The sequence below is a fragment of the Pseudoalteromonas tetraodonis genome (assembly GCF_002310835.1).
GTDB lineage: Bacteria > Pseudomonadota > Gammaproteobacteria > Enterobacterales > Alteromonadaceae > Pseudoalteromonas > Pseudoalteromonas tetraodonis.
Window position 1 is genome coordinate 2,490,109 of sequence record NZ_CP011041.1, and the last position, 23,351, is coordinate 2,513,459.

A 23,351-nucleotide genomic window follows, 5' to 3' on the forward strand; every position below is an offset into this window, starting at 1 on the left:
AACTAAACTTTAAAATCAACTAACACGCCAGTGGCTTCCGCTAATTTAGCAACAATTCCTAACACTTCTTCAGAAGGATACTGCTTAACTAAATCACCACTTTCTTTATCAATCACCTTAATAACATTACGGCCAGAATCCTCATCCACTTTAAACTGTAGGCTACGGTTCATTTCGCCCATAAAGTCCTGCAATTGCTGTACCACCTTCTCTAGTTTTTCAGGTGATAACTCTGTTTCAGAAACTTCACTATTACTTGCAGTGGTGGTGATGGGTGTATTCTTTTGTTCATCAGCATTTTGCTTAACTTGTGATGGGGTTTGGTAACTTGAGGTAACCTCACCTTTTTGCGCTGAGCTGATATTTAGATTTAAACTTTGCGTTTCCATAATTCGCTCCTACTATAAAGCGATATAAAGCTTTATACCTATACAAGAAAGGAAGGGTTGCCCCTTCCTTAGTAGTTAAGTATAGAGCTTATTGTTAAATTAACCTAATAAGCTAAGTGCTGCCTGTGGTAACTGGTTAGACTGAGCTAAGATTGTTGTACCAGCCTGTTGCATAATCTGGTTCTTAGTTAGTTTAGCTGTTTCTGCAGCATAATCTGTATCTTCGATACGACTTTTAGAAGCCGACACGTTTTCTGATACGTTTGAAAGGTTAGCAATAGTGAAGCCAAAACGGTTTTGTACCGCACCTAAGTCAGCACGTTGTGCATCAATTTGCGCAAGCGCCGCATCAATTGTTTCGATTGCGTTTTGTGCACCAGCACTAGTCGTACCAGAGATATCAATTGTTTCTACTGACGTTAATGAACCTTGACCACCCGTAGCAGCAAGACCACCACCTAATATTTCATTTACAGCTGCACCAGAAATACCAATCTTATCTGGAGAAGAAAGCTTTAATGAAGATGCCACTGCTTGTGTGCCCGCAGCAGTACCACCACCTAGGCTTGCTGTACCATTCGCAGCGGCTGTTAACTCAATACCGTCAACACCAGTTGCGTTAATTGTCAATGAACCACCTGACTCAACAACATCATAACCATCAGCAACCATGTCAACAGCCAAACGTGCAGCGTCCCCACCATAATCGGCTAAGTCGTATGTATCACTACCAATTTTTAAATCAGCTGAGTCAGCCGAACTCAAACCAGTTAATGTAGTGCTAAGCACTGATGTAGCAGTAACGCCAGATGCTTCAGCATTAATTGCTTGTGCAATTGTTTCTGCACCTACATCTGCTGCATAAGTTACTGACTTACCATTTACAGTCATAGTATCCCCAGTGACGCCACCAATTAACGTAGCTAAATCGCTAGTTGCGCCCGCAGTACCCAAAACAGTTCCGGCACCATTTACACCATATGAGCCAATTGCATCAGCAGACACATCACGCAGGCTTACGTTGATTGTTTCGTTGGCGTTAGAACCTACTTGGAACTGTTTAGTACCAAACGAGCCATCTAGTAAGCTTGTACCACCAAATTTAGTGGTTTCAGCGATACGCGTTAGCTCTTGCTGTAATGCGCCCACTTCTTTTTGTAGTGCTGCACGAGCGTTAGCATCGTTTGAACCATTTGCCGATTGTAAAGATAGGTCACGCATACGTTGTAAGATGTTTGATGACTCTTGCATCGCACCTTCAGCGGTTTGTGACATTGAAATACCGTCATTCGCGTTACGCTGAGCAACACCTAAACCATTAATTTGTGAAGAAAGACGGTTAGCAATTTGTAGACCTGCCGCATCATCTTTCGCGCTGTTAATTTTCATACCAGATGAAAGACGTTGCATTGATGTACCTAACGCATCGCTAGATTTTGATAAGTTTCTTTGTGCATTTAGTGATGACACGTTAGTATTTACTGATAAAGCCATGTTATAACTCCTGATTACTTTCGTAATGTAACTAATTGATTTTAACCAAGAGCCATCACAATAAAAATCTGTTCAAGCTCCGTTCTAATTAAGTTAACGGCCGTTATAAAATTACCTTTAGCTTTTTTTTTAAAAAAACAGTAAAAACTTTTAATTGATTGAAATACAGACAAAAAAGCCAAGCATATTTGCTTGGCTTTTTATAATTAGCGGATATTAGCCACCTAAAAGACTTAATGCTGCCTGTGGCAACTGGTTTGCCTGAGACAAAATAGTGGTACCTGCTTGTTGCATTATTTGGTTTTTAGTTAGTGTTGCGGTTTCAAGCGCGTAATCAGTATCTTGAATACGACTGCGAGAAGCTGACACATTCTCAGATACATTAGCAAGGTTGGCAATGGTAAAACCAAAACGGTTTTGTACCGCACCTAAGTCTGCACGCTGGGCGTCAATTTGCGCAAGCGCCGCATCTATAGTGTTAATCGCAGACTGCGCACCCGCACTAGTCGTACCTGATATATCAACACTTTCAACAGATGTTAATTCACCAGAACCACCGGTAGCTGAAATATTTGTACCGCCTAGAATATCATCTACATCAGTACCCGATATGCCAATTTTTTCTGACGAAGATAAGGTCAGTGATGATGAAACACTGATATCATTATTGGTAGCGCCACCAGCTACTGGCGTACCACCTGTTGCATTGTTAGCAATAGTAGCTGTACCGGCAGTACCTGTCATTTGAATACCATCAACGCCTTCAGCTTTTAGTGTTAACGAACCATCGTCTACGATTGCATCATAGCCATCGGCTTGCAGCTTTTCAGCAAGACGATCAAGATCACCACCAAATTCTGATAGTTTATACGTATCAACCGCAGCGCCAGCTTTGCGAAGAGTTAAGTCACTGTTATCCGCTGATGTCAGTCCTGCAATAGTGACATCTAATTTTGCAGTTGCAACTACGCCTGTTGCCTCTTTGTTAATGGTATCGGCTATTTCAGCAGCTCCCTTACCCGTAACACCTGCATCAGGGATTGCAACACCATTAATATTTAGTCCTGCCGTAGCAACTGCACCTGTTGCCGTAGCAAGCGGTGCTGTTTGTGTTGCAACAGCACCCAGTAACGTACTGTTTCCTTTTACTTCATATGCACCAATAGCGTTTGCAGCAACATTACGCAAACTTACATTAATGGTTTCATTCGCATTTGCACCTACCTGAAACTGTTTAGTACCAAAAGTGCCGTCAAGTAAGCTGGTGCCACCAAATTTAGTGGTATCAGCAATTCGAGTGAGCTCTTGTTGCAAGGCTGCTACTTCTTTTTGCAGTGATGCACGGTCAACCGCACTATTTGAACCATTCGCCGATTGCAGTGATAAGTCACGCATACGTTGTAAGATGTTTGCAGACTCTTGCATCGCACCTTCAGCCGTTTGCGCCATGGAAATACCATCATTGGCATTACGCTGAGCAACCGTTAGGCCATTAACCTGAGACGTTAGTCGGTTGGCAATTTGTAAACCTGCAGCATCGTCTTTTGCGCTATTAATACGCAAACCAGATGATAGTCTCTGCATTGAGGTTTCAAGTGCCATGCTAGATTTAGATAGATTGCGTTGCCCATTAAGTGATGCAACATTTGTATTTACGCTTAAAGCCATTTTACCATCTCCTAGTTTCAATCAGAATGTGGTTCAAAATATTTAAGCAAAAACCACACTGTCTATGACTAGTTGAATGCATTACTTGTGCCAACTAATAATAAAATATTAAACCCATGTTTTATAACAACTAAATAACGTTTATTACGGTATTTAATAAATAGTGAGCATTTTTTTGACAGGAGAGAAAAAGGGGGGTGACAGTTTTTTGCCGCTACGTTAAGGCAAGTTATTACCTACTTTTCTCGTAAAGTAATAACCTGCCTTCGATGGTATTTATAAATAATCGAATAATGAAAGTTTAGCCAAGCGACCAAAAGTCGCCATCGATCTGTCTAAACCTGCCTCCTGTTTAGCGAGTTCACTAATGGCTGCAGCAGGATCAATTTCAATTAAGCTCGCTCTGTTGTCTTGATTATTAATATCTAAAGCACTGTTTGAATCGGTCACACGCTCCACCACGTTCATACGCCCACCAAGTCCAGCCTGAGTAAACACAATTTGCTCACTGGCATTTTTAAGCTGAATTAACCCATCCGATAACGCTTGGTTAATTTGCGCTCCATCAAGTTGTTCGTCATTTAGACTAGTGATCAGATCTTCAAGCGTATTAAGCACATTTTCTTTACCTGGCTTTTCAAGGGTGAAATCAAGTTGGCCGGGTGCTACACCTTCAAGTTGAATTTCCATGCCTGCAAACTCAATCGGCTCATCAGTTACTTCACCAGTAACAGGTGGTACAAGAGGGTTACCATCACGTAATATTTCATACTGATCAGGCGCTGAAGGCGTTGCACCAGGGATAACATTAACGTTATAGGTATTGATCGTTGGAGAAATAAGCGGATCTGGGTCTGAGTTATAATTATCTTTATGAAACTTGTCAAACTCGCCTTGGTTTTCAACATAAACAGTCCCTGCGGTAATGCCGCCTGATGGCGCTCCATCATTCGACACCACATCAAGACGTGCATCAACTCGTTCAAATACATTAAAACCATTATCACTTGATTTGATCTCAACCCCTTTTGCGATCGTCACTTCGTGTTGGCCTTGATCGCCTTGGTATTCGTATTTGCCATTAGTGCTATTAAATGTATAGGTTTGAATATCGTCTTGATAGCCAGAGAATAGGTATTTCCCCCCTTCTGATTGGCTATTCATTAAGTTAAGCAGCGATTTTTGCAATTCTTTTAGTTCACTGGCAACTGAAGCCAAATCACTTTGACCTAACGAACCATTGCCCGCTCGTATGGTTAGCATTTGCGCCTCTAAAATAGTGTCGTTCATACCTTTAAGTATGCTTTCTTCGGTTGATAAGCGACCATTTAGCTGCTTTATATTTTTAGTTAACTGCTCATTGGTTTCTATTTTATTGGTGTACAACATCCCTTGCGATATAGCAGCTGGGTTTTCAGAGGTACTCAAATACTTTTGACCTGTGTTTGCTCGCTCTAAAGCGCCTGCAACGCCCTGTTGATTATCTAAAATTTTATTAATTTGACTTTGATACATTAAATTATTTGATAAACGCATAATTACCTCGCCGCACTCAATAAGGTGTCAAAAATAGCTCTCGCTGCAGTTAATACTTGTGCAGAAGCAGCATAAGATTGCTGGAAGCGCAGCAAATTAGCCGCCTCTTCATCTAAGTTTACGCCCGACAACGATTCGTACCAGGCTTCTGATTGTTGTGCTAAAGCATCAAATGCAGCACCATTGGTTTTTGCTTGACTGGTTACCACACCAACATCGGTGACTAATCCAGCATAGGCCTGATTCAATGTTTTATGATTATCAGCTGATGCGCTCGCTACTACATTTTGACGTACTAAATCAGTATTTTGTAAGTCAGCAAGTTTTTGGCCGTTGCGGTTATCATCAAAACCGCCTTCATTAAATTCTAAATTAAAGGTATCACCTGTAGCCGGTACCCCTTCAATATTAAAGTCAAAACCATAGCCATCATAAGGAGGCCCCGCTTGCGCCAAAATATTGTTAGCAGGCGGTGTAACTGTAAACGTAGTTGTGCCATTACCATCAGTAAGTTGATATTCGTTAGCATTAGCTGTTTTAACAATGCTAATAGGGCCATTTGCTAAACCCAAAGGATTACTAAAGCTGCCAGTGGTTACATCGGTAACATTACCCGGTGAAATAGTCCCTGTACCTGTATTATCAAGGCCGTCTGATGTTCTAATTGGGGAGGCCAATGCAATGTCCTCACCTCGACCTGTTGTCAGCGATATATTGCCAGCCGCGCCACTATTAAGTTTTACCTGAAATTGGTCACCGGCATTACCGGCTCCGGTTACGTTTAGCTCTAAACCAAACGACTCCCCGCTGGTGATAGCTGCTGAATCGATAATGCCACTGGGTGGGATAGTTGCTAAAGAGGCTATGCCTAAAGGTTCACCTTTATTATCAATTGGCTGAATACTTACTTCGTTAGGGTTCCCCGTATAGGTGATCACAAAATCACTCGCTGGTAGTTCACTGCCTTTACCAGCTTCAACGGTTGCTGACATATTAGCTGTTCCGGTATTTGCTTGATAAACAAAAGCACTGACCGTTGGGATATCAAAAATATCTCCTCCAAGCTCACCGTTTGCATCCATTCCTAAACGGTTTTGCTGATTAAACGAATCAGCAAGCGCAATGCCCATCTGACCTATTTGATTTTGTGCAGGCACCAAAATATCGTCTCTAAATGCCAATAAGCCACCAATTTTACCTTTGAGTTTAGTGGGATCTATTTCTAATGGAACGGCTTGGCCACCATTTACATCTAAGCGTAACTCTTTAAAATTGGCATCGGGATCGCCACTAATCGAAAATAAGTTAAATGAACCATTTTGCATAACAACCGCTTCACCTGTGCCCATAAATACTTGTTTTTCACCATTAGGGCCATCGAGTGTTTCTATATCAATTAGTTTTGATAAATCACGTATTGCTTTATCACGCTCATTGTAAGCTGAGCTCGCATCTGCTTCGTTTTTAGTGCCATGAACACCCGCAATTTCTTGGTTCAACGAACTAATACTTTCAATAAGCGTATTCGCCTCTTCTGAAAAAATCTCTAATTGCTCATTAACCACCGCTTTTTGCTCTGAAACGATACCTGCAAGCCGATCCATTTGATCAATCAGGTTTTGCGCATCACTCATCACCAATGAACGAGCAACTGTTGATGACGGTTGATTAAGGGCTTCTTGCACGTTATTAAACATTGAGTTGATACTAGTTGATAAGCTGTTTGATTTTTCTGAAAAAATTTGATCAACCCGACTCGCTTCACTAACAAATTGATCAAAAAAACTTTTATTTGAAGTATCTCGATTTAATTGCTTTTGCGCAAACTCATTCAATAACCGGTACGTTTGGCCACGGCCTACCTGATTATCAATCATGGTGGTAAACTCGGTGCGCTCACGTACATACCCTTCGGTATTAACATTTGCGATGTTTTTACTTGTCGTTTGCAATAACTCAGAGTTTGCTCTTATTCCTGAATTAGCAATGTTTAATAAATTAAACGACATGTTACTCTACTCCCTGGCGGATCACGCTTGTGGCGATATTCTTCAATTCGTTACTGTTCAGCACTCTTTTTATTTTGTCTGCATAATTAGGGTCGGTTGCATAACCAGCTTGCTGTAAAGAGTCTAAAAATTTATGCGGCTTTGCCGTATTGTTTAATGCATCTTGATAGCGCGGGTTCTGTGTTAAAAAATCCACAAAATCATTCACGCTATCTTTTATCGAGTCATACGCTCTAAAGCTTGCTTGCTTTTTAACTGCAGCACCTTGTTCAAACTCTAAAGTAACTTTACTGGCCTTTTCACCCTGCCAACTTTTATCTGACTTAATATTGAATAAATTGTTTGAGCTATTACCATCACCTTTACTAATAATATGTTTACCCCAGCCAGTTTCTAATGCCGCCTGTGCAACCATAACCGCCGGATTTAAACCAATTTTTTTAGCCGCTGTTTTTGCGTGTTCCCACACGGTGCTTACAAATTCCTCAGCATTTTCAAATGTGCTAGACGCTGTGTTTTGTTCGCTTTTTTCAGTTGAATCAACGAGCGGCACTTTTTCAGTGCCCTTTTGGTTTTCTTGATGAGGTAAAGTACTACCCGCACGTTGGTCACTAAAAAAATCTGACGTGGTGCGAAGAACAGAGCCTGGCATAAAGTTTTTTCCATCTGGCGATAATTGTTGCACAATTAAATCAGCAAGACCCAAAGAGCCATTTGATGAAAGCTCTGTAGCCATTTGTTGGTCGTGCATTTCTTCAAAAAACTTAACGCCACTAGCATTAAACGGGCTTTCTTTATCTTCAAAAGCCTCATTGGCTTTACGCATACTTTTAAGCAGCATTTGGGTGAATATAGCTTCAAATTGTGCCGCCGCTTTTTTTAACGCCGCTTTAGATGCATCGGTTGATGCGTCACCGCTGTTTAAAGCATCTCGACGCAAAGAGTCTAAGTTGCCTAAATCAAAAAAGTTTTGCTTATCTAGATGATTTGTTTCCATCAGCTTTTTGACACAATAATTAATAATATCTAGTGGAATGCAATAATTGAGCCAAAAGAAGAGTAGCGGTGAAAGGTTAAGGGTGAAAGGTTAAAGACCCTAGGCCCTAGAGCTTAGAGTCTTATAAAACTAAATTACAACAAGCTGACCATTAATTGCACCGGCTTCTTTGAGCGCTTCAAGAATAGCCATTAAATCACCAGGAGCAGCGCCAACTTCATTAATTGCACGTACTAAGTCATCAAGACTTACACCAGGGTCAAATACAAAAGCGCGTGAATCATCTTGATTAACATCAATAATACTTTGCTGAGTAACCACGGTTTCACCCTCTGCTAAAGGATTTGGCTGCGCTACATTTTGTTGTTCCGCAATCGTTACTGTTAAACCACCGTGGGTAATTGCCGCAGGTTGTAATTTTACATTTTTGCCAATAACAATGGTGCCAGTACGCGAATTAACAATTATTTTTGCCGAAGTATCTGCCGGTTTAAACTCTAAGTTTTCAAGAGTTGATAAGTACGATACGCGCTGCGAAGCATCACGTGGGGCAATAACGCGAATAGAGGCTGCATCGAGTGCTTGAGCGCTATTTGGACCAATTAAATCATTAATGGTTTTCTCTAAACGTTTCGCAGTAGTAAAATCAGGGCGGTTTAAATTAAAAGTAATATAGTCGTTTTGCATAAATGGGCTTTTAACAGCACGCTCAACCGTGGCACCATTTGGCACACGCCCTACCGTTGGCGTATTAATCACAACGCGACTGCCATCAAGCCCCTCAGCACCTAGGCCACCTACAATTAAACTGCCTTGAGCGATGGCGTAAACATTACCATCAACCCCTTTTAAGAATGTTTGTAATAATGTGCCACCGCGCAAGCTGCCTGCACTGCCAATCGATGATACGGTTATATCAATAGTCTGCCCTGGCTTTCTAAATGGCGGGAGTTCTGCATGAACAGCAACCGCTGCAACATTTTTAATTTTTGGCTTTAAACTAGCTGGTAACGTAATACCAAAACTATTGAGCATGCCTTTAAAGCTTTGCTCGGTAAAACGGCTTTGCTCACCAGTTCCCGGTAAACCCACTACCAATCCATACCCGACTAATTGGTTTGACCGCACCCCTTCGACCATAGATACATCTTTAATTCGCTCAGCACTGGCAGTAAATTGCCAGCCTAGTAGCACCATAAAACAAAAAACTTTAAAACCATTCATGTCGAATGTCCTCTAAAAGGGAAACAATGAGCTACTAAAGAAACGCGTTAACCAACCCGGGCTTTGTGCCTCTTGAGTTTGACCCTTACCTGAATACTGAATACGTGCATTCGCAATTCGATTAGACTCAACAGTATTATCGGCATTGACATCTTGCGGACGCACTAACCCTTCTAAGCGAATAAATTCTTCACCGGTGTTTAACGTTAGCCATTTTTCACCGCGAATCACTAAATTACCATTTGGTAGTACTCGCATTACGTTAACCGAAATATCGCCAACTAAGCTATTTGATTGATTTGATTTTGAGTCACCTTTAAATGAGGAGTCACTGCCAATACCAAATTGAATGCTATCGCCGCCAATATTTACCGGTAAACCACCTAAACCAATTACAGGGTCGAGGCTAGCATCTGTTTGTTTATCTGTTTCTGTTTTAGCCGCTTTTGTGGCTTGGGTTGACTCTTGTAATTTAACCGTAATGATATCGCCTGTTCTAAGTGCTTTCTTATCGGCATAAAGATCATTCGATAATTGAGTACTGAACAAAGAGCCGGTTGCGACTACTGGCTCCATATTAGGCTCTGGATACATAGGTGCATAATAGGGATCGTCTTGTACTACCTCATTATTTTGTGTAGCTACACAACCACTTAATAGTAAAGTCCCTACTGTAAATAACATAACATTACGCATACAACCCCCCAAAACTATAACTGTTGATTGATATAACTCATCATTTCATCAACGGCTGAGATCACTTTTGAGTTCATCTCATAAACGCGCTGCGTTTCAATCAAATTAACTAATTCTTCGGTCACATTTACATTTGATGTTTCAAGTGAACCTTGAATAATCGTGCCTAAACCTTCAACACCCGGGTTACCTTGAACAGGCGCACCGCTTACCGCGGTTTCGGTATATAAGTTTTGCCCTATAGGCTCAAGGCCCGACGGATTAATAAAATCACTAATCGTGATCTGACCAATAACCACGTTTTCGGCCTGACCTTTAACGCGAACTGACACTTCACCATCTTGAGATACGGTGATCGACTGTGCATCGTCAGGTACATTCATTTCAGGCTGAACAACATAACCAGCACCCGAGGTCACAACACGCCCGTCGCCGTCAGTAGTAAATTGGCCGTTTCGCGAATATGCAATATTGCCATCTGGTTGCAGTACTTCAAAAAACCCAGGACCAGAAATCATCCAATCTAATGAATTTTCAGTAGTGAGCATATTACCTTGCGAAAAGTTTTTTTGGTTAGCCACTACCTTAGTACCCGCACCAAGCATTAAGCCTGACGGCATTTCGGTGTCTTGCGATGAGCGACCGCCTGGTTGATTAATATTTTGGTAAAGCAAGTCTTCAAAAATAGCGCGGCTTTTTTTGTAACCTACTGTACTGGCGTTCGCTAAGTTATTTGATATAACCGATATATCAGTTTGTTGAGCGTCAAGCCCTGTTTTACTTATCCATAATGCTGGATTCATAATAATATCCTCACGTTAAAGTTAAACGATGCGCATCAGCTGTTCTTGACGTTCGTCAATCTCTTCAGCTGTTTTCATCAGTTTTACTTGTAATTCAAATTGGCGTTGGTGACTGATCATATCGACCATTTCATGTACTGGGTTTACATTCGATTTTTCTAATGTGCCACCTAATACTTGTACATTGGCTGATGTTTCAACTATTTGGCCTGGTTTAGCTCTAAATAAGCCATCGTTACCCTTCTCAAGCGTGGCGTTGTTTGCATCAACCACTTTTAGCCGATCAACTTCTTCTAAAAAGTTAGCCGGTGCACCTTGAGGGCGAACTTGAATAGTGCCATCTTTGCTAAATTCAATTTTTTCAATCGGTACAGGTAATATGACAGGCCCACCTTCGCCAATAACTTGACGACCGTCGCTGGTAGTCAACATACCTTCAGCAGTGATATTTAACGAGCCCACTTTTGTATAGGCTTCATTACCAGAGGCATCCTGAACACTCAGCCAGGCGTTATCGCTCATAGCGATATCAAGGCTGCGACCTGTTTCCACAATACCGCCCGATGTCATGTTAGATCCTGGGCGCTCTTGCATAGCAAAAACACGAGTCGGCAAACCTTCACCGAAAGCCTGCATTGATCGCGCTTGCGCAAAATCAGATTTAAACCCAGTGGTATTCGCATTTGCCAAATTATTGGCTTTAAGAGCAAGCCCTTGCATGCTTTGTTTAGCGCCAGATGCCGCTATGTAGACCATTTTATCCATAACATCGACTCATTAAGAAATCTATATATGGGTAAATGCAATATAAGTGCCAGATTAAATTTAAGTATGAATAAGATTTTAAGGAGGAATAAAAAAGGCTGCATTAAGCAGCCTTTATAAATCAAAATATGATTATCGGATCTGTAAGATATTTTGTTGAAGCGTTGAATTCACTTCAAGCGCACGAGAGTTTGCTTGGAAGTTACGCTGCGCACTAATCAAATCAACCAGCTCTGTGGTTAAGTTTGTATTTGATTGCTCGAGCGCTGAAGAATTGATTTTACCTAAAGTCCCCGTTCCCGGCTCACCTGCAATCGGCTCCCCTGAAGTTAAACTTTTTTTCCAAGAAGTATCACCCACCTGTTGTAAACCTTGTGAGTTTGCAAATCTAACCATGGCTACTTGACCCAAATATGAAGTGTCGCCATTACTGTACGATGCAACTACTTTTCCATCGGTGCCAATGTCAATACCCGCTAAGCGGCCTACTGTCGCACCGTCTTGTTCAAGTGCTTTTACTTCAAATCGATTAGCATATTGAGTAGGGATTTTACCTGTAGTACCAGCCTCATCACGCCACTGAATTGCAATGTCATTAAACTGTGCACCGTTGGTTAATAACCCTGAAAAGTTAGCGGTATTTAAATTTACATCATCAAAGGTACTTCCTGTAATAGGTGTGCCATTGGTTGTTTCTGGAGTACCGCTTGCGTTAAATCCAAACGTACTAAGTGGGCTTGGAGTTGCCGTTGCAGCACCGGTAGCATCAAATGGTTTTTGATCCAATGTACCATGCACTTGCCATTCGTTTGGTGCAGTTTTAACAAAATAAAACTGCATTACATGCGGCTCACCTAGTGAGTCGTAAACTGTGGTTGAAGTCGAAGAGTTATAAGTAGTGCCATCTGTTGCATCAAATGGCACAGCTATAACATCGTCACGCGAATCAACATTGAACGACGTATAAACGTTTGAAGTAGAGCGCGGTGATCCTGATGAATCAGGTATTTGCAGTGCAGAGGATGTACTTAAACTAACCGAAGTGGTACTGCCTGTAACTTCATTCACCGGAAAACTCTGTAAGAAGTTTCCTTTAGCATCAACTACAAAGTTGTCTTTATTAAGCTTAAACGCACCTGCGCGAGTATAACTAAAATCTAAAGAGCCTAAATCATTACTTGTTGCAAAGTAACCTTCACCCGTGATCGCTAAATCCAGTGAGTTATTAGTAAACTGCAGCGACCCTTGATGAAACTGCTGAGCAACCATGGTGGTTTGCACACCATCACCATTTTTTGTTTTACCGGCGCTAAATACTGATGATGCGTATACATCAGCAAACTCGGCGCGAGACTCTTTAAAGCCCGTGGTATTTACGTTGGCAATGTTATTGGCGGTAACATCTAAATCTTTTTGTGCGGCAGCAAGGCCTGTTAATGCAATATTGAAGCTCATAATTAACCTCTAACCTAAAAATATTTAGCCTGATGGCTAAAAAAATACATAAAATCTATTACGCGATTTCTGCGACATCAGTCAGCCTAACCGCACCTTCTTTAGTATTAATAATAATGCCGCTTGAGCCGTTAATATTAACACTTTCAATATTTTTGAATGTAGCTAATGGGAGGCTTGAAAATTCCCCATTTGTACTACCCTCTGCTTTGATGTTGTATTCACCAGGTGGTAGCCGTTCACCCGCTTCATTTTTACCATCCCATGCAAAACGGATGGCTCCTGCAGGCTGAGTGCCTAAATCTATAGTTTTAACCAACTGCCCGGATGCATCTTCAATGCGAATCATTAAACTATCGACTGGCTTTTCAGCTACAACAGAACCTCTTGATTCACCCGACTCATTAAGCTCCAGTGTATCCGACTCCAACAAAGCTTGTTTGCCTACCAGTGTTGATGCTTGCAATGCTGAATTTGATGTCATCGACGCAGCTAAAGACTCAAAGTTAGAGTTTAAATTTGAGATCCCTTCAGCCATAGTAAAGTTTGTCATTTGTGCAATCATCTGATCGTTATCAGCTGGTTTGCTTGGATCTTGATATGACAATTGCTGTGTTAACAACGAAAAGAAATCTTCTTGGGTTAACGCATCACTTTCTTCTTTTTTTGGCACTTGCTTATCTTGCCAACGTAAAGAGTCCATGTAGGATGAAGAAGTACTAATATCGTTACTCATGAGCTACCCTCAGTTACCGCTGACCTAACAGCAGTGTTTTACTTAACATTTGCTTAGCTGCATCAGCAACTTGAACATTTGTCTGATAAGAGCGAGAAGCAGAAATCATATTTGCCATCTCCTCAACAACATTCACGTTGGGTTTGTAAATATATCCATTTTCATCCGCACTCGGGTGATTTGGGTTATATTCGATTTGTAGTGGTTTATTACTTTCAACCACTCCTAACACTTTTACACCAACGGCAGAGCCCTGTGGGTTGCTTGCTGACGCTGACGCTTTTGTTAGCTCCGCAGCAAATACAGGTTGTCGCGCTCGGTACGTCTCATTTTGTGAAGAGCTAATTGTATTGGCATTAGAGATATTACTTGCCGTGGTATTTAATCGCACGTTTTGCGCGCTCATACCAGAACCAGCAATATCAAACACATTATATAAACTCATAATTAGGCTCCTTGACTACCGAGGGCTTTTTTCAGGCCTTTAAATTTACCATTAAGAAACTGGACACTGGCCTGATACTCCATAGCATTCTGTGTATACAAGTTCCGTTCCACTTGTATATCAACAGAGTTACCATCACCTGTATCTGTTTGATTTGGCGTACGAAATAGTTCATTACTACCTACACTACGGGTACCACCGGCAATGTGTTTTTCATTGGTTCTTACCATGGTATTGCCGCTTAGTTGGTTGGACTTTGCCGTTTTTAATGCTGAGGCAAAGTCGATATCTTTTGCTTTATAGCCGGGCGTATCAGCATTTGCGATATTAGTAGCGAGCATTTCTGCTCTTTGCGAACGGATCAACATCGCATGCGGATGCACGCCTAATGCTTTATCAAAACTGATAGCCATAACTACCTCCAAAAAATTGACTCAGTACCGATAAAGCAATAAATGAGCCAGCAGTGAAAATAGTGATGATAAAAACAAAAAACGACGCAATAGGCGTCGTTTAGAGGAGGGATAATATATTAATGAAGGTCATTTCTTTTGATAAATGATACCAGGGTTACAACGCACCATATCAAAGTCAGTACTTAAACCAGACATAGACTCCGACGCACCTAAAAATAAATACCCCTTAGGGTTAAGTGCTTGAGAGAATTGTGCAATTATTTTGGCTTTCACCTCAGGTGAAAAGTAAATTAAAACATTACGGCAAAATATAATATCGAACTTACCCATTAAAGCGTACGAATCGAGCAAATTTAAATGCCTAAAGCTCACTTGCTTTTTCAATGAATCAACCACTTGTGCCATACCATTGCCGCTGTCTTTAAAAAACTTTTTACGACGTTCAGCAGAGAGTCCGCGAGCCAATGCCAATGCATCATATTCAGCATGTTTACACATATCAAGCATGGTATTTGATATATCTGTACCAATTATTTGTGCACCCATTTTTAAAACACCAGGGCTGCTGGATTGAAACTCAGCAACCGACATCGCTATTGAGTAGGGTTCTTGTCCTGATGAGCTCGCCGCAGACCATATTTTTAATGGCCTATTTAACGTTTTAAACTCAGGGAATAATCTGGTTTTAAGTAACTCAAACGGATACTGATCTCTAAACCACAATGTCTCATTGGTTGTCATGGCATCAACAACGGCTGCACGCAACTGGCGCTCATGCACACCGAGAGTTTTACTTACCAATTCAGACAACGATTCAACATTAAATCGAGACATTAATGGTGCCAAACGGCTCTTTACCAAATACTGCTTATTTTCACCTAAAACAATACCGCACTGTTGTTCTAAAAATAAGCGAAATTGATCGTATTCGTTTTGCTGCAAATCTTTATTAGTCAAATCAATAACACCTATGTTTATTAATCACGATGAACCCATTTATTAACGGCTGTTGCAAGCTCGTCTGGGTTAAATTTTGCAATAAAATCATCTGCTCCTACTTTTTCAATCATCGCTTGATTGAAAACACCACTCAATGATGTGTGTAAAATCACATGTAGTGGCGCAAGTTTAGGATTAGCTTTGATTTCTGCAGTCAGCGTGTAACCATCCATTTCTGGCATTTCTACATCAGAAATGAGTAGCCCTACTCGCTCTGTAATATCATTTACGCAATCGAGCTCTGCAATTTCTTTTAATCTTATTAAAGCTTCTTTACCATTTTTAGCCAACTCAGTTGTTACACCTAATGGTTCCAATGCTCGTTTTACTTGATTTCGCGCAACAGCCGAATCATCAGCAATAAATACTATTCTCTCGCCTAAATCTTTTTGTATATTACCTTGCGAGGCAACATCATCGCTCACGGTAGTATTAACTGGGCAGATTTCGTTTAAGATTTTTTCTACGTCGAGTATCTCAACGAGCTCATTTTCAATTTCAGTGACGGCTGTTAAATAAGAATAACGACCCGCTCCTGACGGCGGTGGCATTATTTTTTCCCAGTTCATGTTAACTATACGTTCAACACCACCTACTAAGAATCCTTGCACTGTACGGTTATACTCAGCAATTATTATAAAGCCATCTTCGATGCTTTTTATTGGGCGCCCGCCTACGGCCATAGATAAATCAATCACCGAAATAGTTTGCCCACGAATATGTGCTACGCCACGGATATAAGTGTTAGATTTCGGCATGCTAGTCAATGGAGGGCATTGAAGAACTTCTCTTACCTTGAACACATTAATACCAAAGCGCTGACGCCCATTAAGCTTAAATAACAATAATTCCAAGCGGTTTTGCCCAACCAACTGTGTACGTTGGTTTACTGAGTCTAAAATGCCGGCCATTTAAATCTCCTAAGAAAACAAATATAAGGAACGATAATTGCTTTCAATTAATAAAGCGTCATAACACAACGGGGGCGTCTAAATTCTGACGCAAAATATTTATACCCTGTTTGCAACCATAAGCATAGTCGAAACATTATGAGTTTGTTAAAAAAAACCAGAAGATACAGTGTTTTTTATTTTCTTGCTAGCCTCTGCTTCGCTTTGCCACTAAAGGCACAAGTATTTAGTAAAGAGTTATTGCAAGAAATGGCTGTATCTTATGTTGCTCAAAAAGCAGTGACTACAAATGATAACAAAATACAGTTTAGCGCATTACCGCTAGATAGCCGCATTCCCGATCGCCAATGTAATTCTGAGCCTGAGCTAATAACGCCAAGTGAGCCTCCCTTTAATCGCCAAGTCACTATTCAAATAAAATGTAACGATAGTGACAACTGGGCACAGTACGTTCATGTCAGAATCACTGAATCAGCACCTGTTGTAGTTGCAACTACCAATTTAGCACGAGGTGAAGTGATTACTCCATCCCATTTAAGTATTGATATGCGCCCTGCACACTTTATCAGAGCGCAGTACCTTGAAGATCCAACGGCTCTTATTGGTAGTCGTAGCAAACGCAACATCCGTGAAGGAATGCCCGTTTTACTTAATCAAATATGTATGGTGTGCAAAGGTGATTCTGTTACAATTTATGCTAATATCAAAGGGTTAAGAGTGAAAACGACGGGTATTGCATTAGAGGATGGCACCTTGGGCGAGCAAGTAAGGGTAGAAAACAAAAAGACAGGTAAAGTTTTAAATGCGCGTGTAGATGGTGTAGAGTCTGTGCAAGTAAATATTTAATATAAATTTATGCTAAAGTATCTTTGATAAATGCCGATATAAAGGCATCAGTTGGGCAATATACGGATTTTTATTATGGTCGGTCAAGTAAATAAATCAAATCAACAACCGAGTGTTTTAACAAACACTCAACAGCAAAAAGTTGATTTAAAAAGAGATAATGCAAATACGCAGGCGGCACAAACGCCTTCACCTAAAGCTGCCAGCGATTCGGTGAGCTTAACACCGCAAGCTAAGCAATTAAAATCGTTACAAGAGAAAGCGCAGCAGTCTTCTGGTTTTGATAGCAACAAAGTTGCTGAGCTTAAAAAAGCGATTACTGAAGGTAATTATCAAATCGACAGTGAGAAGCTTGCCAAAAATCTAGCAGACTTTGAGTTTAACGTTTATGGCTGATCACAATAGTTTAATTACAATTAAACTAAATGAGCAAATTACTTGCTTAACAAAACTGAGCGAGTTACTCACTCAGGAGCTTACAGCGATTGCATCTCGAAGAGGTGAAGGTTTAAAAGAAATTGCCCAACAAAAAATGTCTTTTTTAACCAGTATAAGCACCCTTGATAAAGAACTCAGCAAACTTATTGCCAGTAATGATCAGCAAACAGATGAAAACGCTGACTTAATAAAGCTAACTCGAGAAAAGCTTGAGCAGTGTCAAAAACAAAATGAAGTTAACGCTCATGCAGCGCACCAGGCGCAGTTAAGTGTAAAGCAATTAAAGGGTATTTTAATTGGCGCACCTTCGTCTATGACCTACGATCAAGCCGGTAGCGTAGTTAATACTGACAACAGCATTGTGCGTAACCTAAAAGCCTAAAGAATAATCATAAAAAAATGCCTAAACGATTATTCGTTTAGGCGTTTTTTTATGATTAATAATTTGTCGGTTAGTAATAACTTGTCGCTTAGTAATAAGTGACTTTTTTCACTTCCCGTGGTTTTATCTCACCGATGTACAAGTCGTGTACGCGCTTCATATTAAGCTCAAGCTCAGTAATATACATATCATTAACGGCATAAGTTTTTATAATTTGCGCGCCTTTTATAATACCTTGCACTTTACTCTGTAAATAATCATCTTGGGCAACAGAGCCTGCGACGGTTGTGCCTGCGGTAATTTTTTGCCCGTACACTTGTTCCGTTAGTTCGCGGTATGCTTCTAGCTTGGAGGCTTTAATTGCCATAAGCTGTTTTTGAGTGTCATTACTTCCCGACTGCAAACTAATGGGCGCGTACCCTATTGCTTTTAATACAGGGTAATTATTTGGCTCAACATATTTATATTCAACGTGCTTATCAAATATATTGCTACAACCGCTTAACGTTAAGCAGCCTAATGTGATCATTAATGGCATTACTCGCATCATACAGGGCCTTTAAAAACTAATTAAACTCAGTTATGCACGTTTAATGCCAGTGATACCTATATTCTGTAACAACAAATAATAGTGGTACATTACTTGCTGAGACTCATTAACGCTAACGTTTAATTGGAGTAAGAGTATGAAGTCGTTTTTAAAAGCAGTATTGGCAGGATTAAGCACCACTGCTGTATTAACGTTTTCACCTTTTACCCACGCTCAGTGGTATGAATCTACTGGCCATGCGGTTATTCAAAATAGCGACATTCCCGGTGCAAAGGCCGCTGCAATAAAAGATGCGATTACCCAAGCCCTTGTATTCTCTGGTGCGCGGGTGAGCTCGGTGCAAACGCTTGTTGATGGTGTTTTAACCCAAGATCAGCTAAAAATAAGTAGCCAAGGCGAAATTCAAAAAATAGAGCTTGTCAGTGAAAACCGCAGTAGTGATGAGTTTGCAATTACCTTACGCTTAGATATCTTTGCGCAAACAGAGCAATGTCCACAAAGTAACTTTAATAAGTTTATAGCCGTCACGCAAAGCCAATTAACAAATCGTGAACAAGCGAGAATGGGTCAAATATTTGACATTAACAAAGCAGTCAGTAAAAACATTTATACCTCGTTGCAAAAATCAAAAATGAGTGCAATACCCGTTGCCTATTTCAACAAAGCTATAAAGGTTGATACCTACTTTAATCAGCAGCATGACTATTCAAACAGTCAGTTAGAAGAAATTTCATCACGCAGCAACGCGCAATATGTGCTGTTAAGTCAAATAACCAGTTTATCTACCAGCGATAAACTCAATAGCGACTATGCGTTTTGGCAAGATGAAAGCTATCAGCGCCACTACCAAATAGAGTTTAGCTTATTTAATGGCACCACTTATGAGCCTTTATGGCAAAATAGCTATCAAAGCCAAGCAATTTGGCCATTTGAAAAAACAGCCATTATTGATGTAAATAGTAATCGGTTTTGGCAATCACCTTTTGGCCAAAGCATTAGTGATATAAACCAAACCTTAAGTTACGACCTACAAGCCGCCATGGCCTGCCTACCTACTCAAGGTAAAATAATGCATATGGAAAACAATAAATTAGTGATTAATTTAGGTAAGGCTCATGGCTTAGAAAAAGGCCAACAACTGAGTATTGCCCATCATAATTATTTAACCGACGCACAAGGCAACACTATGCCGCATACCATCACTACACTTAACCGTATACGAATTGAGCAGCTTTATCAGCACAGCGCTATTGCCGTTAGTATTAATGATCAGCCTTTGCCGGGCGTACAAATTAATGACATTGTAGAAATTGCCGAGCAATAGCCGCATGTAAAATGCTAAAGCGCCTCGCTTAGTTTAGCCTTTAAATTAGAGTGGGCGCTTAACCACTGAGCCAATTGCTCAACCCCAGATAAGTGCGGGTAATGCTTTCTGCATGCAAACACAATATTACGTTGTTGATTAGGAAAAATAGGCAAATAATGAATACCCACTCGTGGTATTGCTGCAAGTTTTGGCACAAATGTAATTCCATCATCCATCGCCACCAGCGCTAATAAAGTCTCAAGGCTATTTCCTTGATACTGGCTGGAAACATCGACTCCTGCCGAAAAACAAAACTGCTGGGCTTGATCTTTAAAGCAATGGCCATCACTTAACATTAATAGGTTGCAACCTTGCAGGTCTTGCAGTGCCACTTTTTTATGCTTACACAATACGTTATCGCTTGATACGGCAACTAAAAAGTCTTCTTTATATAAATCAATGGTATGGTAACTTTTAAGTTCAGGTACATCCGCTAAAATTGCAAAGTCGACTTCACCACTTTCTAGCGCAGCTAAAATAGTGGTTGTTTGCATTTCAATAAACGAAAACTGGCTATTTATAAACGCTGCTTTCATTGATGTTAGTAGCGTAGGTAATAAATAAGGCGCAATCGTTGGAATAATACCAATGGTAAGCTTGCCCTGCAGTGGTTCATTAGATGTTGCTGCCAGCTCTTTTAATATTTGTGTTTGCTCTAGAACGACAGCTATTTGTGTCAATAAACGTTCACCTTTGGCAGTTAAGGTAACGTGCTTGGTAGAGCGATCAAAAATAATAACACCCAATTCTTGCTCAAGCTTTTTAATTTGCCCGCTTAAAGTAGGCTGGCTTACAAAACAGGCATCGGCCGCTTTACGAAAATGCTTATAGTGGGCAACCGCTTTGACATACTCTAAATCTTTTAAGTTCATATTCACACCCAACCTGATAGTTTACATCTATCAGTTTAATACAAACAAACGATTGGAACTATATTTAAATACTCGCCATAATGGCTATCAACAAATCAAGAGGAACTAAAAAACATGTTAAACAATATTGAAGGTCAAACAATCCCAAACGTAACATTCGCAACGCGTCAAAACGACGAATGGAAATCAGTGACTACAGACGACATTTTTAAAGGTAAAACGGTTGTTGTATTTTCACTACCAGGTGCATTTACACCTACGTGTTCATCAACGCACTTACCACGCTATAACGAACTAGCTGGCGTACTTAAGCAAAATGGCGTTGATGACATTGTTTGTGTATCAGTAAACGATACGTTTGTAATGAACGCATGGGCTGAACATCAAGAAGCGCAAAACATTACCTTACTACCAGATGGTAACGGTGAATTTACCGACGGCATGGGCATGTTAGTTGATAAAAACGATTTAGGTTTTGGCAAGCGCAGCTGGAGATACTCTATGCTGGTTAAAGATGGCGTAGTAGAGAAAATGTTTATTGAGCCAGATTTACCAGGCGACCCATTTGAAGTATCAGACGCTGACACTATGCTTGATTACATCAACCCAACTCAAGTAAAACCAGAAGCAGTTACTCTATTTACTAAGCCTGGCTGTCCTTTCTGTAAAAAAGCAAAAGAGCTACTTACAGCTAAAGGCTTTGCATTTGAAGAAATCGTAATGGGCGCTGGCGCATCACTTACCAGCCTTAAAGCGGTATCGGGCCGTGAAACCGTACCACAAGTATTTATTGGCGGTAAGCACATTGGTGGCTCAGACGACCTAGAAAAATACTTTGCTTAATTAAGTAAATAAAACAGGGGCTGCAACGCCCCTGTTTACTAAAGGATAAACACTATGAAAGAATTGCAAACCGACGTTGTTGTTATAGGTGCAGGTACCGCTGGTTTAAGTGCCTATCGTAATGCTAAACAATTTACTCAAAACGTACTTATGATTGAATCTGGCCCATACGGTACAACCTGCGCACGTGTTGGTTGCATGCCAAGTAAATTATTGATTGCCGCAGCAGAAGCCGCCCATTCAATAGAAATGGCCTCTGCCTTTGGTGTTCACAGCTCAAAACCGGTTATTGACGGTAAAGCCGTTATGGCACGAGTAAAAAGTGAGCGCGATCGCTTTGCAGGATTCGTAGTAGAAGCGGTAGATGAAATACCTAGCGAAGATAAAATTCGTGGCTATGCACAATTTTTAGACGCCAACCGCGTACAAATAGACGACCACACCATTATAACTGCCAAACGCTTTGTAATTGCAACGGGTTCACGCCCTTCTTACCCAGGCGTATTTAATAACTTTGGCGACCGACTGATTATAAATGACGATGTATTCGACTGGGATGATTTACCAGAATCAGTAGCCGTATTTGGCCCAGGTGTTATAGGCCTTGAAATTGGCCAAGCGTTACACAGATTGGGTGTAAAGGTAAAACTATTTGGTGTAGGTGGTGCCATAGGTCCATTAACCGACCCAGTAGTTAAAGATTACGCTAATACCGTATTTGCAGAAGAATTTTATGTTGATACCGACTCAAACGTATCCGACATGAAAAAAGTTGGTAATAAAGCAGAGCTCACCTACACCAACAAACAAGGCATTAAACACACTGAACAATTTGACTACGTGCTGGCTGCAACAGGGCGAGTACCAAACACAGATAAACTAGGGTTAGAAAACACCGGCATAGACCTCGATGAACGTGGCGTACCAACGGCCGATGCCCATACTATGCAATGTGGCGACTCACACATATTTATAGCCGGTGATGCCAGTAACATGATCCCACTGCTTCACGAAGCATCTGATCAAGGAACAATCGCAGGGCAAAACGCAGGCCGTTATCCTCAAGTGCGTGCTGGTTTACGTAGAGCTAAAATTGCCGCTGTGTTTAGCGACCCACAAATAGCCATGGTTGGTGAAAGCTTTAAAGAAATTAGCGAACGATTAGGAAGCTGTGACTGCTTTGAAATAGGCGAAGTCAGCTTTGAAAACCAAGGCCGTAGCCGCGTTATGCTAAAAAACAAAGGGCACATGCGTGTGTATGCCGAGCACGGTACCGGCTTATTTTTAGGTGCTGAATTTATTGGCCCACAAGCAGAGCACATAGCACACTTACTTGCATGGGCTGTACAAAACAAAATGACTGTACCACAAATGCTAGATATGCCTTTTTATCACCCTGTTATTGAAGAAGGTCTACGCACTGCACTGCGTGATTTAAACGCTAAATTAAAATTTGGCCCAGACATTCTTAACCATTGTATGGAATGTGGCCCAGGCGCATAACACATCAC

24 protein-coding genes are annotated in these 23,351 nt (G+C 40.8%); 6 read left to right on the top strand and 18 right to left on the bottom strand.

The genetic code is table 11. From position 1 onward, the window contains the following. Positions 1 to 2: 2 nt before the first annotated feature. From PTET_RS11660 to PTET_RS11735, 16 genes are all read right to left on the bottom strand, one after another. The gene (locus PTET_RS11660; protein ID WP_054201727.1) at positions 3 to 389 is read right to left on the bottom strand and encodes a flagellar protein FlaG; all 387 of its coding nucleotides are present in this window, start codon (positions 387 to 389) and stop codon (positions 3 to 5) included. Positions 390 to 488: 99 nt separating this feature from the next. Then, positions 489 to 1,883, bottom strand: coding sequence for a flagellin (locus PTET_RS11665; RefSeq protein ID WP_096038659.1), 1,395 nt, complete (start codon positions 1,881 to 1,883; stop codon positions 489 to 491). A gap of 216 nt (positions 1,884 to 2,099) precedes the next feature. Next, a complete protein-coding gene (locus PTET_RS11670) occupies positions 2,100 to 3,551 on the bottom strand; it encodes a flagellin (protein ID WP_096038660.1) in 1,452 nt (483 codons plus the stop codon). Positions 3,552 to 3,827: 276 nt separating this feature from the next. Then, on the bottom strand, positions 3,828 to 5,087 hold the full coding sequence (flgL, locus tag PTET_RS11675; RefSeq protein WP_096038661.1) for a flagellar hook-associated protein FlgL: 1,260 nt from the start codon (positions 5,085 to 5,087) through the stop codon (positions 3,828 to 3,830). 2 nt (positions 5,088 to 5,089) lie between these two features. Next, a complete protein-coding gene (gene flgK, locus PTET_RS11680) occupies positions 5,090 to 7,096 on the bottom strand; it encodes a flagellar hook-associated protein FlgK (protein ID WP_096038662.1) in 2,007 nt (668 codons plus the stop codon). 1 nt (position 7,097) lies between these two features. Then, complete coding sequence (gene flgJ, locus PTET_RS11685; RefSeq protein WP_096038663.1) at positions 7,098 to 8,093, bottom strand: flagellar assembly peptidoglycan hydrolase FlgJ; 996 nt, start codon at positions 8,091 to 8,093, stop codon at positions 7,098 to 7,100. A 129-nt stretch (positions 8,094 to 8,222) separates the two neighbouring features. After that, a complete protein-coding gene (locus PTET_RS11690) occupies positions 8,223 to 9,317 on the bottom strand; it encodes a flagellar basal body P-ring protein FlgI (protein ID WP_008113075.1) in 1,095 nt (364 codons plus the stop codon). Between the two features lie 12 nt (positions 9,318 to 9,329). After that, positions 9,330 to 10,013: a flagellar basal body L-ring protein FlgH gene (gene flgH / locus PTET_RS11695; RefSeq protein ID WP_096038664.1), complete on the bottom strand. Its 684-nt coding sequence runs from the start codon at positions 10,011 to 10,013 to the stop codon at positions 9,330 to 9,332. A 14-nt stretch (positions 10,014 to 10,027) separates the two neighbouring features. Continuing rightward, positions 10,028 to 10,816 carry a flagellar basal-body rod protein FlgG gene (flgG, locus tag PTET_RS11700; protein WP_010387879.1) on the bottom strand — a complete coding sequence of 263 codons (789 nt, stop codon included), beginning with the start codon at positions 10,814 to 10,816 and terminating at the stop codon, positions 10,028 to 10,030. Between the two features lie 21 nt (positions 10,817 to 10,837). Beyond that, positions 10,838 to 11,581 carry a flagellar basal body rod protein FlgF gene (locus PTET_RS11705; protein ID WP_010387878.1) on the bottom strand — a complete coding sequence of 248 codons (744 nt, stop codon included), beginning with the start codon at positions 11,579 to 11,581 and terminating at the stop codon, positions 10,838 to 10,840. Between the two features lie 132 nt (positions 11,582 to 11,713). Then, on the bottom strand, positions 11,714 to 13,036 hold the full coding sequence (gene flgE, locus PTET_RS11710) for a flagellar hook protein FlgE (RefSeq protein WP_096038665.1): 1,323 nt from the start codon (positions 13,034 to 13,036) through the stop codon (positions 11,714 to 11,716). A 58-nt stretch (positions 13,037 to 13,094) separates the two neighbouring features. After that, positions 13,095 to 13,772, bottom strand: coding sequence for a flagellar hook assembly protein FlgD (locus PTET_RS11715; protein ID WP_024602009.1), 678 nt, complete (start codon positions 13,770 to 13,772; stop codon positions 13,095 to 13,097). A 13-nt stretch (positions 13,773 to 13,785) separates the two neighbouring features. Then, positions 13,786 to 14,217: a flagellar basal body rod protein FlgC gene (gene flgC / locus PTET_RS11720; protein WP_013465593.1), complete on the bottom strand. Its 432-nt coding sequence runs from the start codon at positions 14,215 to 14,217 to the stop codon at positions 13,786 to 13,788. 2 nt (positions 14,218 to 14,219) lie between these two features. Then, positions 14,220 to 14,630: a flagellar basal body rod protein FlgB gene (flgB, locus tag PTET_RS11725; protein ID WP_013465594.1), complete on the bottom strand. Its 411-nt coding sequence runs from the start codon at positions 14,628 to 14,630 to the stop codon at positions 14,220 to 14,222. Positions 14,631 to 14,759: 129 nt separating this feature from the next. Then, a complete protein-coding gene (locus PTET_RS11730) occupies positions 14,760 to 15,590 on the bottom strand; it encodes a CheR family methyltransferase (protein ID WP_013465595.1) in 831 nt (276 codons plus the stop codon). A 20-nt stretch (positions 15,591 to 15,610) separates the two neighbouring features. Next, the gene (locus tag PTET_RS11735) at positions 15,611 to 16,543 is read right to left on the bottom strand and encodes a chemotaxis protein (RefSeq protein WP_013465596.1); all 933 of its coding nucleotides are present in this window, start codon (positions 16,541 to 16,543) and stop codon (positions 15,611 to 15,613) included. Between the two features lie 138 nt (positions 16,544 to 16,681). Between PTET_RS11735 and flgA the strand changes: the two genes are divergently transcribed. The 3 genes from flgA (at position 16,682) to flgN (ending at position 18,209) form a co-directional block, all read left to right on the top strand. Continuing rightward, positions 16,682 to 17,389 (top strand): flagellar basal body P-ring formation chaperone FlgA, encoded by a 708-nt coding sequence (gene flgA / locus PTET_RS11740; RefSeq protein ID WP_016899218.1) that lies wholly within the window; start codon positions 16,682 to 16,684, stop codon positions 17,387 to 17,389. Positions 17,390 to 17,464: 75 nt separating this feature from the next. After that, complete coding sequence (gene flgM / locus PTET_RS11745) at positions 17,465 to 17,785, top strand: flagellar biosynthesis anti-sigma factor FlgM (RefSeq protein ID WP_013465598.1); 321 nt, start codon at positions 17,465 to 17,467, stop codon at positions 17,783 to 17,785. Beyond that, positions 17,778 to 18,209: a flagellar export chaperone FlgN gene (gene flgN / locus PTET_RS11750; RefSeq protein ID WP_013465599.1), complete on the top strand. Its 432-nt coding sequence runs from the start codon at positions 17,778 to 17,780 to the stop codon at positions 18,207 to 18,209. The genes flgM and flgN overlap by 8 nt, the downstream gene beginning before the upstream one ends. Before the next feature lie 88 nt (positions 18,210 to 18,297). Here the strand turns inward: flgN and PTET_RS11755 are convergent, their stop codons facing one another. Beyond that, a complete protein-coding gene (locus PTET_RS11755) occupies positions 18,298 to 18,756 on the bottom strand; it encodes an LPP20 family lipoprotein (RefSeq protein ID WP_010387855.1) in 459 nt (152 codons plus the stop codon). A 139-nt stretch (positions 18,757 to 18,895) separates the two neighbouring features. Here PTET_RS11755 and PTET_RS11760 point away from each other — a divergent pair, with 139 nt between their 5' ends. Further along, positions 18,896 to 20,083: a flagellar assembly protein T N-terminal domain-containing protein gene (locus PTET_RS11760; protein ID WP_013465600.1), complete on the top strand. Its 1,188-nt coding sequence runs from the start codon at positions 18,896 to 18,898 to the stop codon at positions 20,081 to 20,083. A gap of 14 nt (positions 20,084 to 20,097) precedes the next feature. Here PTET_RS11760 and PTET_RS11765 read toward each other — a convergent pair whose 3' ends face one another. After that, a complete protein-coding gene (locus PTET_RS11765; protein WP_028833973.1) occupies positions 20,098 to 20,997 on the bottom strand; it encodes a LysR substrate-binding domain-containing protein in 900 nt (299 codons plus the stop codon). 114 nt (positions 20,998 to 21,111) lie between these two features. Between PTET_RS11765 and PTET_RS11770 the strand changes: the two genes are divergently transcribed. Beyond that, complete coding sequence (locus PTET_RS11770) at positions 21,112 to 21,840, top strand: glutathione peroxidase (protein ID WP_008466566.1); 729 nt, start codon at positions 21,112 to 21,114, stop codon at positions 21,838 to 21,840. 54 nt (positions 21,841 to 21,894) lie between these two features. After that, the gene (locus tag PTET_RS11775; RefSeq protein ID WP_096038666.1) at positions 21,895 to 23,343 is read left to right on the top strand and encodes a dihydrolipoyl dehydrogenase; all 1,449 of its coding nucleotides are present in this window, start codon (positions 21,895 to 21,897) and stop codon (positions 23,341 to 23,343) included. Positions 23,344 to 23,351: the final 8 nt, after the last annotated feature.

What these genes read in the sequence shown, in the direction of transcription:
- PTET_RS11660 (WP_054201727.1), bottom strand. Translation starts at nt 389, where the DNA reads ATGGAAACGCAAAGTTTAAATCTAAATATCAGCTCAGCGCAAAAAGGT.
- PTET_RS11665 (WP_096038659.1), bottom strand. Translation starts at nt 1,883, where the DNA reads ATGGCTTTATCAGTAAATACTAACGTGTCATCACTAAATGCACAAAGA.
- PTET_RS11670 (WP_096038660.1), bottom strand. Translation starts at nt 3,551, where the DNA reads ATGGCTTTAAGCGTAAATACAAATGTTGCATCACTTAATGGGCAACGC.
- flgL (WP_096038661.1), bottom strand. Translation starts at nt 5,087, where the DNA reads ATGCGTTTATCAAATAATTTAATGTATCAAAGTCAAATTAATAAAATT.
- flgK (WP_096038662.1), bottom strand. Translation starts at nt 7,096, where the DNA reads ATGTCGTTTAATTTATTAAACATTGCTAATTCAGGAATAAGAGCAAAC.
- flgJ (WP_096038663.1), bottom strand. Translation starts at nt 8,093, where the DNA reads ATGGAAACAAATCATCTAGATAAGCAAAACTTTTTTGATTTAGGCAAC.
- PTET_RS11690 (WP_008113075.1), bottom strand. Translation starts at nt 9,317, where the DNA reads ATGAATGGTTTTAAAGTTTTTTGTTTTATGGTGCTACTAGGCTGGCAA.
- flgH (WP_096038664.1), bottom strand. Translation starts at nt 10,013, where the DNA reads ATGCGTAATGTTATGTTATTTACAGTAGGGACTTTACTATTAAGTGGT.
- flgG (WP_010387879.1), bottom strand. Translation starts at nt 10,816, where the DNA reads ATGAATCCAGCATTATGGATAAGTAAAACAGGGCTTGACGCTCAACAA.
- PTET_RS11705 (WP_010387878.1), bottom strand. Translation starts at nt 11,581, where the DNA reads ATGGATAAAATGGTCTACATAGCGGCATCTGGCGCTAAACAAAGCATG.
- flgE (WP_096038665.1), bottom strand. Translation starts at nt 13,036, where the DNA reads ATGAGCTTCAATATTGCATTAACAGGCCTTGCTGCCGCACAAAAAGAT.
- PTET_RS11715 (WP_024602009.1), bottom strand. Translation starts at nt 13,772, where the DNA reads ATGAGTAACGATATTAGTACTTCTTCATCCTACATGGACTCTTTACGT.
- flgC (WP_013465593.1), bottom strand. Translation starts at nt 14,217, where the DNA reads ATGAGTTTATATAATGTGTTTGATATTGCTGGTTCTGGTATGAGCGCG.
- flgB (WP_013465594.1), bottom strand. Translation starts at nt 14,630, where the DNA reads ATGGCTATCAGTTTTGATAAAGCATTAGGCGTGCATCCGCATGCGATG.
- PTET_RS11735 (WP_013465596.1), bottom strand. Translation starts at nt 16,543, where the DNA reads ATGGCCGGCATTTTAGACTCAGTAAACCAACGTACACAGTTGGTTGGG.
- flgA (WP_016899218.1), top strand. Translation starts at nt 16,682, where the DNA reads ATGAGTTTGTTAAAAAAAACCAGAAGATACAGTGTTTTTTATTTTCTT.
- flgM (WP_013465598.1), top strand. Translation starts at nt 17,465, where the DNA reads ATGGTCGGTCAAGTAAATAAATCAAATCAACAACCGAGTGTTTTAACA.
- flgN (WP_013465599.1), top strand. Translation starts at nt 17,778, where the DNA reads ATGGCTGATCACAATAGTTTAATTACAATTAAACTAAATGAGCAAATT.
- PTET_RS11755 (WP_010387855.1), bottom strand. Translation starts at nt 18,756, where the DNA reads ATGCGAGTAATGCCATTAATGATCACATTAGGCTGCTTAACGTTAAGC.
- PTET_RS11760 (WP_013465600.1), top strand. Translation starts at nt 18,896, where the DNA reads ATGAAGTCGTTTTTAAAAGCAGTATTGGCAGGATTAAGCACCACTGCT.
- PTET_RS11765 (WP_028833973.1), bottom strand. Translation starts at nt 20,997, where the DNA reads ATGAACTTAAAAGATTTAGAGTATGTCAAAGCGGTTGCCCACTATAAG.
- PTET_RS11770 (WP_008466566.1), top strand. Translation starts at nt 21,112, where the DNA reads ATGTTAAACAATATTGAAGGTCAAACAATCCCAAACGTAACATTCGCA.
- PTET_RS11775 (WP_096038666.1), top strand. Translation starts at nt 21,895, where the DNA reads ATGAAAGAATTGCAAACCGACGTTGTTGTTATAGGTGCAGGTACCGCT.